This window comes from Bacillus sp. FSL E2-8868 (genome assembly GCF_038005505.1).
Lineage (GTDB): Bacteria > Bacillota > Bacilli > Bacillales > Bacillaceae_G > Bacillus_A > Bacillus_A mycoides.
Map to the genome: position 1 here is coordinate 94668 of NZ_JBBOTI010000005.1, position 16656 is coordinate 111323.

The following is a 16656-nucleotide window of genomic DNA, read 5'->3' on the forward strand; positions in this document are numbered from 1 at the left end:
CAAAAAACTGTTAAAAGACTTTTTTCTATTTTTTCATGTAAGGAGCCAATACTCTTAAAATTTCTTCCTTATCCTTCTTTAACTCAAGAGATGTTAACATATCCATCGTTCGCGGCCTAGGTAATTCCACTTGGACCTCGCCAACTATTGATGCTGGTCTTTGAGATAAAATAAATACGCGATCAGAAAGTAAAATTGCCTCATCTAAGTCATGTGTAACCATAACAATTGTTTGCTTTTCTTGATGCCAAGAATTTAAAAGCCAACTGTGTACTTCCATTTTTGTAAATGCATCTAATTTTCCAAAAGGCTCATCCAGCAGCATAATTGGCTTTTCACATAAATACGTACGAAGGAAACTAATTCTTTGACGCATTCCACCTGATAATTCATCTGGATAATGATCTGCATATTCATCTAGCTCAAATTGCTTTAATGCTTCCATTCCTTCTGTCAGCCTTTGTTTTTTAGGCTTCCCTTCGATTTCCAATGGAAGAACGATATTTTGCAAAGCCGATCGCCACGGTAGTAATAAATCTTGTTGTGGCATATAACTAACAACATCTTGTTTTTTTACATACTCTTCGTTATAAAACACTTCTCCGCTCGTTGGCTCTTCAACACTTGCAATCATATTTAATAATGTACTTTTTCCACAACCACTCGGACCTACAAAAGAGACAAACTCTCCCTCTTGTATAGACGCACTAATATTTGCTAATACATTCTTTCCATCGAAAGCTTTTACAATATCTTTTATTTGTAATCCACTCATTTTTCACTTGGAAGGAATTCATTTGTAAAGGCATCTTTTACATCGATTTTCTTTTTAATAACTTTGTTGTCATATAAGAAATTCATGTAATTTGTCCAAATCTCTTCCTTCTGTACTCCCCACGCTTTTGCATCATCTTGATACTTTGTACTTAACCACTTTTGGCTTTCTTGTACTAATTCTTTATTCACATCTGGAACAGCTTTAATTAAAATATCCGCAGCTTCTTTCGGTTCTTTAATTGCAAAATCATAACCTTCCGTCGTTGCCGTCATAAATTTTTTCACAAAATCTTTATCTTGCTTCGTATGTTTTTCACTTGTAATAATAACAGGACTATAGAAATCAAGCGCTGGATCTAAGTCTTTTACCATAATTGTATTTAACTCTTTTCCTTGACGCTTCGCTTCAATTCCATCCCATCCATAATAAATCCATTCAAAGTCTGCATCACGACCGATTGATTTAAAGAAATCTGTTTGTCCAAGAATAATTTTTTCAACTTTATTAAAATCAGCTTGATGTTTCTCCATAATCGTCTTTAACGTCGCTTCTTCTGCTGGTCCCCCCCAGCCGCCATAACGTTTACCTTCAAAATCTTTCGGTGACGTCATATTATCTTTTTTTAGAGATGCAAAAGCAGAGGTATTATGCTGAATAATTGCACCAACAGAAACAACTGGGATTCCTTCAACACGAGCTAATGTTACATTTTCTTGTGCGCTTATCGCAAAGTCTGCTTTCCCAGAAGCAATCATCTGCTCTGCCGTTACATTATCACCAGGCTGGATAATTTCTACATCAAGCCCTTGCTTTTTGTAATAATCTTTCGTTTGCGCTACATATAAGCCAGTATGATTCGTATTTGGAAACCAATCTAAAACGACTTTTACTTTTTTATCTTTACTTGAACTTTCTTCTTTCTTCGCCGGATTACATCCGGCAACAGTTACTGCTAATAATGCAGCTAACATAATTTTTAAACCTTTTTTCATTTTCTGCCGCCCTTTCTGTATATCCATGGTGCTGTTATTCTTGCCATAAATTCAACAATAAAGTACAGACATAATGTCACCATGACGATAATCGCTGCAACACCAAATACTCGAGCCGTTAAAAAGGATTTTGTTGCTCTTGTAAGCATAACTCCTAATCCTTCGCTGGCACCAAGCCATTCCCCAATAATCGCCCCCATCACACTATATGTAACAGCAATTTTTAAACCTGAGAAAAAGTATGGGAGTACTGCTGGAAACTTTACTTTCTGGTAAACTTGCCATTTCGTTGCCTTCATTGTTTGTAACAGTTTCAGCATATTTTTATCTACCGTTTGGAAACCTTCTAAAATGCTAAGCGCAATTGGGAAGAAACAAACAAGAATAACAACCATTACTTTTGGCAACATTCCGTATCCAAACCAAATAATAAATAATGGTGCGAGCACAACGATTGGAATTGTTTGCGAAATAACGAGCAATGGATTCATTAAAATCCGAAATAAAGGGATGACATCCATAATGATAGCAATACTCGTCCCAAGTAAAATTGCAAAAAACAACCCAATTATTACTTCCTGTAACGTTTGCACTGTATTCGGTAATAGTAAATCTTTCATTCCAATTAACTCTTGCACAATTGCAGACGGCTTCGGTAAAATCCACGGCTCAATTTTAAATAATGAAACAGATCCTTCCCATATAGCAATGAGAAGGATAAGCCAAATTGTTGTGATTATTTTAGATCGCTTCTGGTTTTGCATATTCATCACGGTACTTCCAAACTTTTTCGTCAATCGTTACGCCTGTACTTGGACGATAGTGAATTTTAATAGAAGTGATTACTTCTTCTGCTCCAGCATCGACGCAAGCTTGTTGCGCGCGTTTAATGACGTCAAGAAGTACATCTAATTCTCCTTCCAACGTTGTTTCCATTGCCCCTACTTCATAACGAACTCCCGACTGTTGTACAACTTCAATTGCTTTATCAACAACGGAATACACATCTTTGTTCTTCGCTTGTGGTACTACTGAAAATGAAATTGTAACTTGTTGTGACATAATAAAATCCCCCTTACAAAATATGGTTTCAAAAAAAGAAAAGGCTTTCCTACCATGTAGGAAAGCCTTGTATACAAGTTATTCTATAATAACTTATGCTACATCACTTTAAAGTAACTCCCTACGCTGGCATTATCCAGATCAGGTTGAGGGTCGATGTATACTTACATCCTCTCAGCCAATTGGCTCCCCGGTTCTTAATTCGTTTTCATTGTAGCATGATTTATTTTATTGAACAAACAAAAGCATGTATAATCATTTCATTTAACTTTTAAATTCCCCAATTAACTCTTGTAACTCCTGTGAAAGCCAACTTAAAGAACTAGCTAATTCAGCAATATCTTGTACAGACATTTCCTGTTCTTTCATACTCTCTTCAATATTACTACTACTATTCGCATACATATTTGCGATATGTGATAGTTCATTTACAACACGAACAATATTTTGGCCATTTTGCAAAATATCACTTGAATTGCTAGAAACAGCTCTAACTTGATTTGTAACAGATTGTGCTGATTTTGAAATTTTTTCAAAGAAAGCACCACTACTTTCAACAAGTTTAATTCCAGATTCTACTTCTTTTGAAGCTTTTTGCATTGAAACAACAGCTTCTTCCGTTTCAGCTTGTGTTTCCCCGATTAATTTTGCTATATCTTTTGCTGATGCTTCCGTCTGCTCTGCTAATTTACGCACTTCATCAGCAACAACGGCAAATCCCCTTCCGGTTTCCTCAGCACGTGAAGCTTCAATAGAAGCATTTAAAGCTAGCGAATTAGTTTGATTTGAAATACCTGTAATTACTGTTACAATATCACTAATTTCTTTTGATCTTGTTTCCAAAGAACAAATAATAGAAGATAAATCTTGTACTGCATTTTGTATTATGTTCATTTGATTAATCGTCTGTTCAATAACACCATTTCCTTTTACTGAATGATGATCCATACCTTCAGACTCTTTCGCCATTTGTTTTGCAGCATTCGTTATCTCTTCCATCTTATCTTCCATTTCATATACAATACCTAAATACTGTGGTACTGAAGTTTCTTGTGACTGAGCGCCCGCTCTTAACTCAACCATAGAACTTACGATTTCTTGAACTGCCATGCTATTCTCTTTCGTACTCACTGACAATTCTTGTGAAGATGAGTAAACCTGTTCTGCTGTCTGCTTCACTTTATCTATAATTCCTTTAAACTTCTCGATGGTATTATTAAAATACGCATTAATAGTACCAATATCATCTGGTCTTTCCTCTAATTTAATACTTAAATTACCTTCACCGACTTTGCGCAATCCTTCACGTAAATCTCGCAATGGAGCAAGTGCGTTACGCACAATTAAGAATTGAATAACAGTTGCAATTAAAACAGAAATACAAATAAACATTAAACCTTGTATAATGAATTTTTCCTTTGTACTAGGAACGATAGAGGCATCTACATCGGCTGCAACAATTGCCACAATATTATCTTCTCCATCTTTAATTGGCTCTAATATCGTTACCCATGATCCTAATTCGTCTTCATATACTTCTGTCATATTTGCTTTTTTCGTACTCATTACTTTATCATATGCTTTCATCCAACGATCTGGTTGTTTATAATAGTCTCCCGGCTTTACTTCAACAACATTTGCTAAACCTGTAGACAAACCGACGATTTGTAACTCACCTTTTTCATTTTTTTTCGCTCCAACAACATACGTTTGTCCAACACTGTTCAATTCTTTCGTTGATTCATCTAATTTCTCTGTTAATTTCTCTCTTTTTTCTCTTTCTGCCGTTGGGTCTTTTGCAACATCTCTCAATATTTCTGCGTCTAATTTATGTAATACCGTATCTCCTGTTTCAAAAGAATGCCTTTCAAATATAGACATCATACTATTTTGAAACATATTAAAACTTAACGCTCCCATAGTACCAACAAGCGTTAAAATAACGAGTACAGTTAACAATACATTCTTTTGAAGAAACGATAGCTTATGCCAATATTTTTTCATTCACATTACCTTCCTTAATTCAGTTAATACAAAATAATAATTTCAAAACACACCTTTAATTGATAACGATTCTCAAATATAAACCAAAAAAAAGACCAATGAAAAAGCATTGGCCAAGACCAACCCTATCCGTCCGGTAACTGGCTAGCTTAGCCCTTCGACCTTAGCTCCTGTAGTTTTGCGTCCTCATGTTTCCATAAGTTTGCCTTTCTCGCTGAACGAGTTGAACGATATGGGAGTTCTATGAGAATTACAATATTCTCTTCCAAATATTACAACATAAAAATTAAAATGTCCACCCATTTAAAGATGTAAATATAAAGTTTTAATGTATTATTTTTTCGAAATAATTTAACAAAATAAGTGAATGTTACATTTCTTGTGTTATATAATAAAAAACGTATATAACACAAGGATTATTCCGGATATTCATTTAATTTTCATTCAAATTAAACTATTCGAATATATCTTAACTTACGAATTTCGGAGGTAGTTTATCATGTTTTGGCTACAATTTCTTACGTTACTACTCTGCATTTTTATTGGTGCACGCCTAGGCGGAGTTGGTCTAGGAGTAATGGGTGGCGTTGGTATGGCAATACTTGTTTTCGTCTTCCACTTACAACCTACAGCTCCTCCTATTGATGTAATGCTTATGATTTTAGCAGTAATTACAGCTGCCGGTGCTTTGCAAGCTGCTGGAGGAATGGATTACCTTGTCTACCTTGCTGAGAAAGCATTACGAAAAAATCCAAAGCGTATTACATTTTTTGCTCCTATTGTTACTTATTTATTCACGCTATGCGCGGGAACTGGTCATGTCGCTTATTCTGTACTTCCCGTTATCGCCGAAGTATCTCGCGAATCAGGAATTAGACCTGAACGACCAATGTCAATTGCCGTTATCGCTTCCCAGCAGGCAATTACAGCTAGTCCAATATCGGCTGCAACAGTTGCACTTTTAGCAATGTTAGCCGACTATAAAATCACCTTGTTAGATATTTTAAAAGTCAGTATCCCTTCTACTTTTATTGCTTGTATGGTAGCTGCATTCGTTGCTAGTAAAATGGGAAAAGAATTAAATGAAGACCCTGAATACTTGAAGCGATTAAAAGAGGGAATGATCCCTAAACTTGAAGAGAAAAAAGAATTTGCGGGTGTAAAAGGCGCTAAATTATCAGTTATCCTTTTCCTAGTAGGAACTTTCCTTGTCGTACTTCTTGGTTCATTTGAAGCCCTTCGTCCGGGATGGATGGTTGACGGGAAGTTAGCTCGTCTTTCCATGCCAAACACAATTGAAATGGTCATGTTAACCATTGCTGCTCTTATTATTATTTTCTGTAAACCAAATGTGGAAAGCATTGTAACTGGTAACGTCTTTAAAGCAGGCGCAACAGCAGTTGTTGCTATTTTTGGTATCGCTTGGATGGGAGATACTTTCTTCAACGGAAACTTAAATATAATTCAAGGATCAATTCAACACTTAGTGACAAGTGCACCATGGCTATTTGCTATTGCACTATTCATTCTATCTATTTTACTGTATAGCCAAGCAGCAACAGTTCGTGCTTTAGTGCCACTCGGACTATCACTTGGTATTCCGCCGGCATTACTTATTGCGATGTTCCCTGCAGTAAATGGATATTTCTTCATTCCAAACTACGGGACAATCGTTGCTGCAATTAACTTTGACCGTACTGGTACAACAGGAATTGGTAAATATGTTTTAAATCATAGCTTTATGATTCCGGGCCTGATCGCAACCTTTACTTCTATTGGAATTGGAATGCTCTTAATTTCCATTATGTTTTAAAGAAAAAGCACAAACCTTTATTTAAAAAGGTTTGTGCTTTTTTAATCAAACGTTTGTTTAAACTTTTTTGGCAGTCTATTCCTCCATATAGCATTTAAAATATTACATGGGCTTTTTCTACAAACTTTTATTTACTTCTTCAGCTAATTTCCTCGTACTTTCATAAGCAGATTCCGCTAAACTAATTGCTGAAATAACTGAAACACCGTCCGCACCCGCTTCTATAACCGCAGCTGTATTTTCAATTGTAATCCCACCAATACCAACAATCGGCATTGTAATTCCTTGTTCTCTAAAATGAGCTAAACCTTTCGTTCCTTGCACAGCTTTCGTATCTTTTTTTGTACTCGTTGGGAAAATAGGGCCAACTCCTAAATAATCAGCCCCGTTTTCAATTGCAAAGCGTGCTTCTTCAATTGTATGGGCAGATACACCGATAATTTTATCTCCCATCTTTTCACGAACAGATGTAATTCCTTCATCATCTTGTCCAACATGCACGCCATCTGCATCTAACTCGAGGGCTAGTTCCACATCATCATTTACGATGAATGGTACACCGTACTCCTTGCAAAGCGCTTGTAGTTCTTTCGCAAAATCAATACGTTTCTCTCCCGTTAAAGCCCCTTCTCCCTTTTCACGAAGTTGAAAAATTGTTATACCACCTTCTAGTGCATCTCTCAATACTTGTAGTGGCTCCTTCGTACAATTGTTACTTCCCATAATAAAATATACTGGTAATAACCTAGACATTTCAGCCTTTGTAATACGCGGCATCTAGTTCCCCTCCTTACTGTATAACCTCAATCTTTCCATACTTCTCAATATCATCTGAAGTTGTATTCGCTAACTGATTTAAAAATTCAATTTGAAAGCTTCCTGGTCCATTCTCTACTGTTTTCGAAGCCGCTATTTCTGCTGCTACTCCATAGAATGTTAATGCGGCTACTGCTGCCTTTACATAATCCTTTTCTACCGCTACAAATGCTCCTATTACAGAAGTTAGTAAACAACCTGTTCCAGTAACTTTCGTTAAAATAGGATGTCCATTTCGAATAAGAATAGTTCGCTCTCCATCTGTAACAACATCTTCTTGTCCAGTAATTACCGCAACTGTATTTAATTCATCTGCTGCCTGTTTTGCAATATTTACAACATTACCGTTGCCAGTACCAGCGTCTACACCTTTAATTTCCCATTTCTCATTAATAACGTTAGCTATTTCAGCTGCATTTCCGCGGATAACAGCTAAATCGATTTCAGCTGGAATATATCTCGCAACTTCTGTTCGATAAGAAGTTGCTCCTGCCCCAACTGGATCAAACAATACTGGTACATCATTCTTATTTGCTGATTTACCAGCAAGTAACATCGCTTCTACCTCTTCAGGACGAAGTGTACCCATATTTAAAACAAGGGCTCCCGCAATACTAGCCATTTCTGCTACTTCTTCTTTTGCATACGCCATTACAGGTGATGCTCCTAATGCTAACAAACCGTTTGCTGTAAAATTTGTTACAACAACATTTGTAATATTATGCACGAGTGGATTAGACTCTCTCACCAAATCCACTACTTTACTAATTTCTTTCATATTCATCCTTTTCATCTCCTAACTATAGTGATGGGAGATACACAAAAAGGCACTTTGCGCGTACGCAAAGTGCCTGAACATGTGCTTTTACACTCTCCCTACGCTGGCATTATCCAACAGGTTCAAATGGTCAATGACGGACTAGTCATACTCTCAGTTTGCATCCACAAACTCCCATGTGTTTATTATTCATCTACTTCAAAGTCTACTCTTATTCTAGTAAAATAACAAGTTCTTTACTTTTATAAAATGATAGGGATCAGAACTCTCCGGGTTCAACCATTCTTCGCCTTTATATAAGTAAAACTCTCACACGTATATTTCACCACAAATAACTCAAACCGTCAGCAAGACTGAATAGAACAAAGATGTATGCTATATTTAACGTATGGAAATTTGAAAGGATGTTTTTAAATATGGCAAAAAGTATTGTAATTGCTGAAAAACCTTCTGTTGCACGTGATATCGCACGTGTACTGAAATGTGATAAAAAAGGGAACGGCTATCTTGAAGGTAGTAAATATATTGTTACTTGGGCTTTAGGTCATCTCGTTACATTAGCTGATCCAGAAAGCTATGATGTGAAATATAAACAGTGGAATTTAGAAGATTTACCAATGCTACCGGAGCGTTTAAAACTAACCGTTATTAAACAAACAGGGAAACAGTTTAACGCTGTAAAAAGTCAGCTTCTTAGAAAAGATGTAAATGAAATCATTATAGCTACTGACGCCGGTCGTGAGGGAGAGTTGGTCGCACGCTGGATTATCGATAAAGTTAAAATGCAGAAACCGATTAAACGTCTATGGATTTCATCTGTTACCGATAAAGCAATTAAAGATGGCTTCGCAAATTTAAAACCAGGAAAAGCATATGACAATCTATACGCTTCAGCTGTCGCACGTTCAGAGGCTGACTGGTATATCGGACTTAATGCGACTCGAGCATTAACTACTCGCTTTAATGCCCAACTAAATTGTGGTCGTGTTCAAACACCTACTGTAGCCATGATTGCAAGCCGTGAAGATGAAATCAAACATTTCAAAGCTCAAACTTACTATGGTATCGAAGCTCAAACAGCTGAGAGATTAAAGCTAACTTGGCAAGATACAAAAGGAAATAGCCGTAGCTTTAATAAAGAAAAAACTGATGCAATCGTGAACAAAATTAGTAAACAAAATGCTACTGTTGTAGACATTGATAAAAAACAAAAGAAATCGTTCGCTCCTGGTCTTTACGATTTAACTGAACTACAACGTGATGCGAATAAAATATTTGGTTACTCTGCGAAAGAAACATTAAACATTATGCAAAAATTATATGAACAGCATAAAGTTTTAACGTACCCTCGTACAGATTCACGCTATATTTCATCTGATATTGTCGGAACACTTCCAGAGCGTCTGAAGGCTTGCGGAGTTGGAGAATACCGTCCTTTAGCACATAAAGTATTGCAGAAACCTGTAAAATCTAATAAATCATTTGTTGATGATAGTAAAGTAAGTGATCATCACGCAATTATTCCAACAGAGAGCTATGTAAACTTCTCAGCTTTCACAGATAAAGAACGTAAAATTTATGACTTAGTTGTAAAACGTTTCTTAGCTGTTTTATTCCCGGCCTTTGAATATGAACAACTAACATTGCGCACGAAAATTGGTGACGAAACGTTCATCGCACGCGGAAAAACGATTTTACATGCTGGTTGGAAAGAGGTTTATGCAAATCGGTTTGAAGATGATGATGCAAGCGATGATGTAAAAGAACAAATCTTACCTCGCATCGAAAAAGGCGATACATTAAACATAAAACTAATTGTCCAAACATCAGGTCAAACGAAAGCACCTGCACGCTTTAATGAAGCAACATTACTTTCAGCAATGGAAAACCCAACAAAATACATGGATACGCAAAACAAACAACTTGCTGACACGTTAAAGTCAACTGGTGGATTAGGTACTGTAGCTACACGAGCTGATATTATCGACAAGTTATTCAATTCGTTCTTGCTTGAAAAACGTGGTAAAGATATTCATATTACTTCAAAAGGCCGTCAGTTACTTGATTTAGTGCCAGAAGAACTGAAATCTCCTACACTAACTGGTGAATGGGAGCAAAAGTTAGAAGCTATCGCTAAAGGAAAATTAAAGAAAGAAGTATTCATTTCAGAAATGAAGAACTATACGAAAGAAATTGTTGCTGAAATTAAATCGAGTGATAAAAAATATAAACACGACAACATTTCAACGAAGTCTTGTCCAGACTGTGGTAAACCGATGTTAGAAGTAAACGGTAAAAAAGGTAAAATGCTTGTATGCCAAGATCGCGAATGTGGTCACCGTAAAAATGTATCCCGCACTACAAACGCACGCTGTCCTCAGTGTAAAAAGAAACTAGAACTTCGTGGTGAAGGAGCGGGCCAAATTTTCGCATGTAAATGTGGCTATCGTGAGAAACTTTCTACATTCCAAGAGAGACGTAAAAAAGAATCCGGCAGCAAAGCTGATAAACGCGACGTTCAAAAATATATGAAACAACAGAACAAAGAAGAAGAACCATTAAACAATCCATTCGCAGAAGCATTAAAGAAATTAAAATTTGATTAAACAAAAAGGTTCCTACCACTATCGGTAGGAACCTTTTTATTAATGAATGATTTTACTTCCTTTTGCATTCTCAACGAATTTTTCACTTGATTTGTTAATTGGTGTTTTCAGTAATAACGCAGCAACAATCATAACTACTACGAAAACACTTAACACAAGTAAATCTCTAGTTACTATATCCCAAAGCATTCCGCCAACTGTTTCACGAATTGCACTAATTGCATATGTGAATGGTAAGAACGGATAAATCGCTTGGAAGAACGGTGGTGTCATTTGAATTGGGAATGTTCCGCCTGATCCTGCTACTTGCAGTACAAGTAAAATGATCGCCATCGATTTCCCAACGTTTCCGAAAATAGAAACGAGTGAGTATACGATACAAACAAAGACTCCCCCAATAAATAAACTAAATAACACAAACCAGAACTTATCGACTACGTACGTACCGAGTAAGAATATATCTCCCATTGATACGATAAACGCTTGTGAAAGACCTATCGTTAAGAATGTTAATAAACGTCCGAAGTAAACTTCATGGCTCTTATAATTCGCGCCCTCTTCGTGTACTTCTACCGTTAATAATGAAACCATTAATAATGCGCCTACCCATAATGCAAGCACTGTATAGAATGGTGACATTGCTGAACCGTAGTTCGGCATTGCAAATAATTTATTCTCTTTTAAATTTACTGGATTTGCAAAGTAGTCACTTTGCTTTTCAACATCGTTTTTCAATAAGCGTATGATGTCTTTTATATCCTCTTCAGATTCAAAATCACGAATTTTATCTGCTAATTCTTTAATCTTTTTCTCAGTCTCCGGCATTTCAGCTTTAATGTCTGCAATTTTCTTTTGACCATCTACTAAGCCTTTTGATGAATCTTCAAGTAATTTTTTCACATCTGGAAGCTTCTTATCTGCCTCGCCTAAAATTTGAGATGTATTTTTAGACATCTCTTTTGTACGAGCAATTGCTGCATTGAAATTTGGAGTGATTTCTGAGTCATATTTAGCTAAAATGTCACCAATTTGGCCCGAAACATTTTTAGACACTTGATTAATACTTTCAATAACATCTGCTGCTGGTTTTTGACCTTTATTAATAGCGTCAATTCCTTTATCAGTTAAATCGATTCCTTTTTGCAAACCATCTTTTAATTTATTTAACTTAGCAATTGTGCCATTAAGATTTTTTCCATTATTCACATCGGCTAAAACTTTATTTGTATTTTCCATAACAGGAATCATATCATTAACTAAATTCCACCCTGCTTGGAACTGACCATTTAAATCATTTAAGGCTACTTTTGTAGAATCTAATCCATTAACGCCTTTATTACTTAAATCTTCTTGTGCTTTTTGAAGCTCTGCTTTTATTCTGTCATAATCATTTTTCGCTGTATCATATTTACCTTTAAACTGTTCGTATGCATCTCTACCTTTTTGTATTCCACTATTAGCCTTTTGTATATCTTGATTCAAGTTTGTTTGAAGTTGCTGCGCATCTCCATGTAAATTTTCAGCTTTATTTTTCAATTGATCAGCTGTGCTTACTGCTTTTTCAAAATCAGCTACAAATGTTGCATTATAGTCCTTCTCCGCCTGATTAACTAAATTATTCACTGTGTCTAGTTTTTGATTAATACCATCTCGCACATCTTGTTTAACTTCTTGTCCCGAACTAATTAAATCTCCTACATGCTTAACTCTGTTATTAACATCCACCATAGAATTTTTAAGCACTTTTAGACTTTCCGCTCTGTTTCCAAAGAACTGCTTACCAAAGTCCGTTGAAGCTGATTCTTTAAAAGTTGTAAAGAAATCAATTAAATATGAAACACTATCAATACGGTCTTGGAGAAGTTTTGAAGCATCCTGAACGTTTTTCTGAGCTACAGCTGGGTCCACACCCTTATTTTGAAGCCCATCCATAACACTTTTCACATATGAGGTTCCAACACGAGTAGAATTGAAAACATTGTTTACAGTTTGATCAATATTTGTAGCAATATTTTTATAACCTTCACCGTTGATTTGTGGAAGTGCTGGAATTTCTGGTATCTGTGGGATAGTGAAATTGTTAGACAGTTCCGGAAGATTAGGTAACTGTGATGCATCCGGAAGATTCATATTAAAATCAAATGCCGGATTTTTTAAATAATCTGTGATTTTAGCTGCACCATCCATCCCCTGTTTCATTACGGTTAAATTGTTCTTAATAGTTCCTGGTGCACGTTTCAACGTTTCGTCATTTCTTGCAAAAAATGCATCTAAACTCTTGAGTGTATCTTGCCCATCATTAATAACACTTTCTACAACTGGCAACTCTTTCTGCGCTACTTTCACAACATCTTCTGCCCGAGTCGCATCATCTAATGCCTTATCCACAAGTGTATTCATTTCTGGGAACTGTGCTTCTAACTTAAATACGAGATCCTTGACCTTCTCAATACTCGGTAAGTTAGTTTCTAAATCGATTCCAAGGTCATTGAAGATTTTAAAAATCTCACCGTTTGCTGTTTTAACAAAGTTTTTACTAACCTCTTCTGTAAGACCCGATGCACCTTTAGCTGTAATTTTCGGTGCAATCGCATTTACTTTTTCATTTACATAGTAATCAAGTTCTGGTTTCTGTGGATTTTCATTCAAGACCGTTGCAATCTTTTCAGAAAAATCTTTTGGAATAGTAATACTTGCGGAATAATCTCCACGCTCTACTCCATAAATTGCTTGCTTTTCATCAACAAACTTCCACCCGAAATTTTTGTTCTTCTTAAGTGAATCTACAATTTCTTCCCCGATGTTAATATCTTTCCCTCTTAAATTTGATCCAACATCTTGGTTAGAAACTGCAATTTGGATTCCTTTCGTATTTCCGTAAGGATCCCAAGAAGCTTTAATGTTAAACCATGCATATAACGATGGTAAAATCATTAACCCTAAAACAATAACAATTGCAGCCCAATGTTTGGCTACATTCCGTAAATCTGTCTTATAAATACGCCAAATTTGTTTCATAAAAGTTATCACCTAATTATATATTTTTCCTTCTTTAGAAAATGATACATACATTTTGTAATTATATCACTTTCTACATCGTGGATTAAACGAAAACATACTATTTTTCCCATTAAATATTTCACTTACTTCATTATATAACGAAGTAAAAAAAGCATGCATACAAAATGACCAAATTAGTTTTACATTCAATAATAACAAATATATAGGAAATGTCATAAAAAATACAAGTATTTTCTCTTGGGAATACTTGTATTTATCAAAAAACCCTCCCAGCTTTTCATTATCTGTGAGGGTTTCTTCTATTATATATCTAATTGTACTTCTACACCGAAATGGTCAGAAATTACATTTCGATTTGTTCCAGTAAAAATGACTTTTGAAGAAGTAACTGTTTTACTTTGATTGCTTAATATTAGGTCGATTCGTAAGTTTTGTTTATTTTCATCCCAACCAGCAATCTCTCCTTGGACAGTTGTTCCTTCATCCTTCTCTATCGCTAGTTCATATGTGTCATATAAACCTTTTTGCATCATATACTCATAACCCTCTCCTTCCAAACGAGCATTGTTATTAAAATCACCCATTAAGAAGGAAAGTTCATTGCTATTTACACGCTCCATTAAACGATCAACTTGGTCTTTGAATGATTCTTCTTCATCATTCCACCAGCCAAGATGGCAAGAATAAAACGTTATATTCTTATCGTTATAAGCAATTGTTGCACTTACAATTTTGCGTGTTTTCCAATACGTTGTATCCTTATTTTCTGAGACAAAGAACGTATCTTCCTTTACAATGTTGTGCTTTGTTATAATTGCTAATCCTTCTTCGTACACATCATATCCAATATGAGAGAAATCCCAAATAATATTGTATTCTTTTACATTTAATGCTCTTAACTCTTCTAGCAGTAAAAGTCCAAAATTATCTTTTTTCTTGTTACCGCATATATTTTCAGCTTGTATAGACTGACTTACTTCTTGCAATGCGATCACATCATAATCTTCTTCTTGAATTGCTTTAGCAAGATACTTTATTTTTTCAATTTGATTCTCTTCTTGCCAAGAGTGACAATTTAAAGTTAGCAATTTCATATTATTACGCACCTAACATATCTTGAATGTCTGACTTTAATACGTCAGCTTTCGGGCCATATACGGCTTGTACACCTTTATCTTTAACAATAAGTCCTAAAGCACCATTTTGTTTCCATTGTGCTTCTGGTGCAACAACATCTAAATCTTTTACTGTTATACGTAAACGTGTCATACAAGCATCCACGTCAGCAATATTATCTTTTCCGCCCAATAAATCAATAACTTTTGTTGCTAATGAACCATCTTGTACATTTCCTGTTCCTTCTGTTGACTCATCTTCATTATCAATATAGTTACCTGCACGCCCTGGCGTTGGTAAATTGAATTTTTTAATTAAGAAGTTGAATAACGTAAAGTTAAGGCCGAAGAACACTAATGAAACAATGACAAAGTTGATTAAATCTCTCGTTAAACCTGCATTGATCATCATTGGTGTACGTGTAATTAACTCAATAAATCCAAATGCATGAACACGTAAATTAATTAAATCCGCTAATGCGAATGCAAGTCCTGTTGTAATTGCATACACAACATATAATACTGGTGCAATAAACATGAACATGAATTCAATTGGTTCTGTTACACCTGTTAAGAATACTGCTAATGCAGCTGATAAGAACATTGGTTTATATTTTGCACGTTTTTCTTTATCAACATTACGGAACATCGCAAACGCAATCCCCATTAACGCTGCCGTTGAGCCGATAACTTGTCCAGCTTTGAAACGAGCTGGTACAACGTTATTTAATAAATCGTTATATGCTTTCGTATCTCCATTTGCTAATAAGTTATTTAAATCTGTAATCCATGCAAGCCATAACGGATCTTGTCCCGCTACAATTTGTCCAACCTTTGAGCCAGTTAACATCGTATATGTTCCGCCTAGCTCTGTGTAGTTCATCGGAATTGTTAACATATGATGTAATCCAAATGGTAATAATAAACGTTCTAACGTTCCATATACAAACGGTGCAATAACTGGTGCACTATCTTTAGATGCTGCAATCCAGCGACCAAATTCATTTAATCCACTTTGGATAAATGGCCATACAAGTGATAATACAATCGCAGTGACTGTAGACCAAACAATTACAACGAATGGTACGAATCGTTTTCCATTAAAGAATGCTAATGCCTGTGGCAGTTTATTATAATTGTAGTATTTGTTATATAAAGTAGCTCCTAAGAAACCTGTGATAATCCCTACGAAAACTCCCATGTTTAATGCTGGTGCACCAAGTACAGAAGTAAAGTAATCTTTTACAAGTAAATCTCCTGCTAAAAATGAAGAAACTGTCGCTTTTGAATCCGTTAACATTTGAGCGTTTACACCAAATATAGCTCCTGTAATTCTGTTTGTTAAGACGAATGCTAATAGTGCTGCAAATGCACCACCTGCTCGATCCTTCGCCCAAGATCCCCCAATTGCTACTGCGAATAAGATGTGTAGATTTGTAATAATTGCCCAACCGATGTCTTCCATTACTCGAGCAATTGTATGAACTGCGTTAATATCCCCAGCAGACATCCCAATTAACTTACCGATGGAAATCATTAAACCAGCTGCTGGCATTACAGCTACAACCACTAATAATGCTTTCCCGAACTTTTGCCAAAAATCAAAAGACGTAATTTTCATCTGTTCTTCCTCCCCTTTATTTATAACAACATAATGATTTAAATTATAAT

General features: G+C 35.7%; 12 protein-coding genes and 3 riboswitches. Of the genes, 2 read left to right on the plus strand and 10 right to left on the minus strand.

Translation table 11 applies throughout. From position 1 onward, the window contains the following. Positions 1 to 25: 25 nt before the first annotated feature. The 5 genes from NSS74_RS27270 to NSS74_RS27290 form a co-directional block, all read right to left on the minus strand. Complete coding sequence (locus tag NSS74_RS27270; RefSeq protein ID WP_002139487.1) at positions 26 to 775, minus strand: ABC transporter ATP-binding protein; 750 nt, start codon at positions 773 to 775, stop codon at positions 26 to 28. Further along, entirely contained in the window at positions 772 to 1770 is a 999-nt protein-coding gene (locus NSS74_RS27275; protein ID WP_002124979.1) for an ABC transporter substrate-binding protein, read from the minus strand. The genes NSS74_RS27270 and NSS74_RS27275 overlap by 4 nt, the downstream gene beginning before the upstream one ends. Then, positions 1767 to 2540 carry an ABC transporter permease gene (locus tag NSS74_RS27280; RefSeq protein ID WP_002091231.1) on the minus strand — a complete coding sequence of 258 codons (774 nt, stop codon included), beginning with the start codon at positions 2538 to 2540 and terminating at the stop codon, positions 1767 to 1769. Before NSS74_RS27280 ends, NSS74_RS27275 begins: the two co-directional genes overlap by 4 nt. After that, complete coding sequence (locus NSS74_RS27285; RefSeq protein ID WP_000082898.1) at positions 2512 to 2832, minus strand: MTH1187 family thiamine-binding protein; 321 nt, start codon at positions 2830 to 2832, stop codon at positions 2512 to 2514. Before NSS74_RS27285 ends, NSS74_RS27280 begins: the two co-directional genes overlap by 29 nt. A 101-nt stretch (positions 2833 to 2933) precedes the next feature. Next, positions 2934 to 3035: riboswitch (TPP riboswitch) on the minus strand. A gap of 61 nt (positions 3036 to 3096) precedes the next feature. Next, positions 3097 to 4836 (minus strand): methyl-accepting chemotaxis protein, encoded by a 1740-nt coding sequence (locus tag NSS74_RS27290; RefSeq protein ID WP_340814699.1) that lies wholly within the window; start codon positions 4834 to 4836, stop codon positions 3097 to 3099. Positions 4837 to 4968: 132 nt separating this feature from the next. Further along, a riboswitch (cyclic di-GMP riboswitch) is annotated at positions 4969 to 5053 on the minus strand. Between the two features lie 282 nt (positions 5054 to 5335). On the opposite strand from NSS74_RS27290, the gene NSS74_RS27295 reads away from it, so the two are divergent. Beyond that, positions 5336 to 6649, plus strand: coding sequence for an anaerobic C4-dicarboxylate transporter family protein (locus NSS74_RS27295; RefSeq protein ID WP_002029556.1), 1314 nt, complete (start codon positions 5336 to 5338; stop codon positions 6647 to 6649). Between the two features lie 117 nt (positions 6650 to 6766). Here the strand turns inward: NSS74_RS27295 and thiE are convergent, their stop codons facing one another. Both thiE and thiM read right to left on the minus strand, forming a co-directional pair. Next, positions 6767 to 7426, minus strand: coding sequence for a thiamine phosphate synthase (gene thiE / locus NSS74_RS27300; protein WP_002139484.1), 660 nt, complete (start codon positions 7424 to 7426; stop codon positions 6767 to 6769). 13 nt (positions 7427 to 7439) lie between these two features. After that, complete coding sequence (thiM, locus tag NSS74_RS27305; RefSeq protein WP_002140242.1) at positions 7440 to 8249, minus strand: hydroxyethylthiazole kinase; 810 nt, start codon at positions 8247 to 8249, stop codon at positions 7440 to 7442. 72 nt (positions 8250 to 8321) lie between these two features. Further along, positions 8322 to 8431: riboswitch (TPP riboswitch) on the minus strand. A 228-nt stretch (positions 8432 to 8659) separates the two neighbouring features. Here thiM and topB point away from each other — a divergent pair. Continuing rightward, a complete protein-coding gene (gene topB, locus NSS74_RS27310; RefSeq protein WP_002140241.1) occupies positions 8660 to 10849 on the plus strand; it encodes a DNA topoisomerase III in 2190 nt (729 codons plus the stop codon). Between the two features lie 39 nt (positions 10850 to 10888). Here topB and NSS74_RS27315 read toward each other — a convergent pair whose 3' ends face one another. From NSS74_RS27315 to NSS74_RS27325, 3 genes are all read right to left on the minus strand, one after another. After that, on the minus strand, positions 10889 to 13867 hold the full coding sequence (locus NSS74_RS27315) for a YhgE/Pip domain-containing protein (RefSeq protein WP_002140240.1): 2979 nt from the start codon (positions 13865 to 13867) through the stop codon (positions 10889 to 10891). A 305-nt stretch (positions 13868 to 14172) separates the two neighbouring features. Next, positions 14173 to 14964: an endonuclease/exonuclease/phosphatase family protein gene (locus NSS74_RS27320; protein WP_002140239.1), complete on the minus strand. Its 792-nt coding sequence runs from the start codon at positions 14962 to 14964 to the stop codon at positions 14173 to 14175. 4 nt (positions 14965 to 14968) lie between these two features. Continuing rightward, a complete protein-coding gene (locus NSS74_RS27325; RefSeq protein ID WP_002140238.1) occupies positions 14969 to 16606 on the minus strand; it encodes a PTS transporter subunit IIBC in 1638 nt (545 codons plus the stop codon). Positions 16607 to 16656: the final 50 nt, after the last annotated feature.

What these genes read in the sequence shown, in the direction of transcription:
- NSS74_RS27270 (WP_002139487.1), bottom strand. Translation starts at nt 775, where the DNA reads ATGAGTGGATTACAAATAAAAGATATTGTAAAAGCTTTCGATGGAAAG.
- NSS74_RS27275 (WP_002124979.1), bottom strand. Translation starts at nt 1,770, where the DNA reads ATGAAAAAAGGTTTAAAAATTATGTTAGCTGCATTATTAGCAGTAACT.
- NSS74_RS27280 (WP_002091231.1), bottom strand. Translation starts at nt 2,540, where the DNA reads ATGAATATGCAAAACCAGAAGCGATCTAAAATAATCACAACAATTTGG.
- NSS74_RS27285 (WP_000082898.1), bottom strand. Translation starts at nt 2,832, where the DNA reads ATGTCACAACAAGTTACAATTTCATTTTCAGTAGTACCACAAGCGAAG.
- NSS74_RS27290 (WP_340814699.1), bottom strand. Translation starts at nt 4,836, where the DNA reads ATGAAAAAATATTGGCATAAGCTATCGTTTCTTCAAAAGAATGTATTG.
- NSS74_RS27295 (WP_002029556.1), top strand. Translation starts at nt 5,336, where the DNA reads ATGTTTTGGCTACAATTTCTTACGTTACTACTCTGCATTTTTATTGGT.
- thiE (WP_002139484.1), bottom strand. Translation starts at nt 7,426, where the DNA reads ATGCCGCGTATTACAAAGGCTGAAATGTCTAGGTTATTACCAGTATAT.
- thiM (WP_002140242.1), bottom strand. Translation starts at nt 8,249, where the DNA reads ATGAATATGAAAGAAATTAGTAAAGTAGTGGATTTGGTGAGAGAGTCT.
- topB (WP_002140241.1), top strand. Translation starts at nt 8,660, where the DNA reads ATGGCAAAAAGTATTGTAATTGCTGAAAAACCTTCTGTTGCACGTGAT.
- NSS74_RS27315 (WP_002140240.1), bottom strand. Translation starts at nt 13,867, where the DNA reads ATGAAACAAATTTGGCGTATTTATAAGACAGATTTACGGAATGTAGCC.
- NSS74_RS27320 (WP_002140239.1), bottom strand. Translation starts at nt 14,964, where the DNA reads ATGAAATTGCTAACTTTAAATTGTCACTCTTGGCAAGAAGAGAATCAA.
- NSS74_RS27325 (WP_002140238.1), bottom strand. Translation starts at nt 16,606, where the DNA reads ATGAAAATTACGTCTTTTGATTTTTGGCAAAAGTTCGGGAAAGCATTA.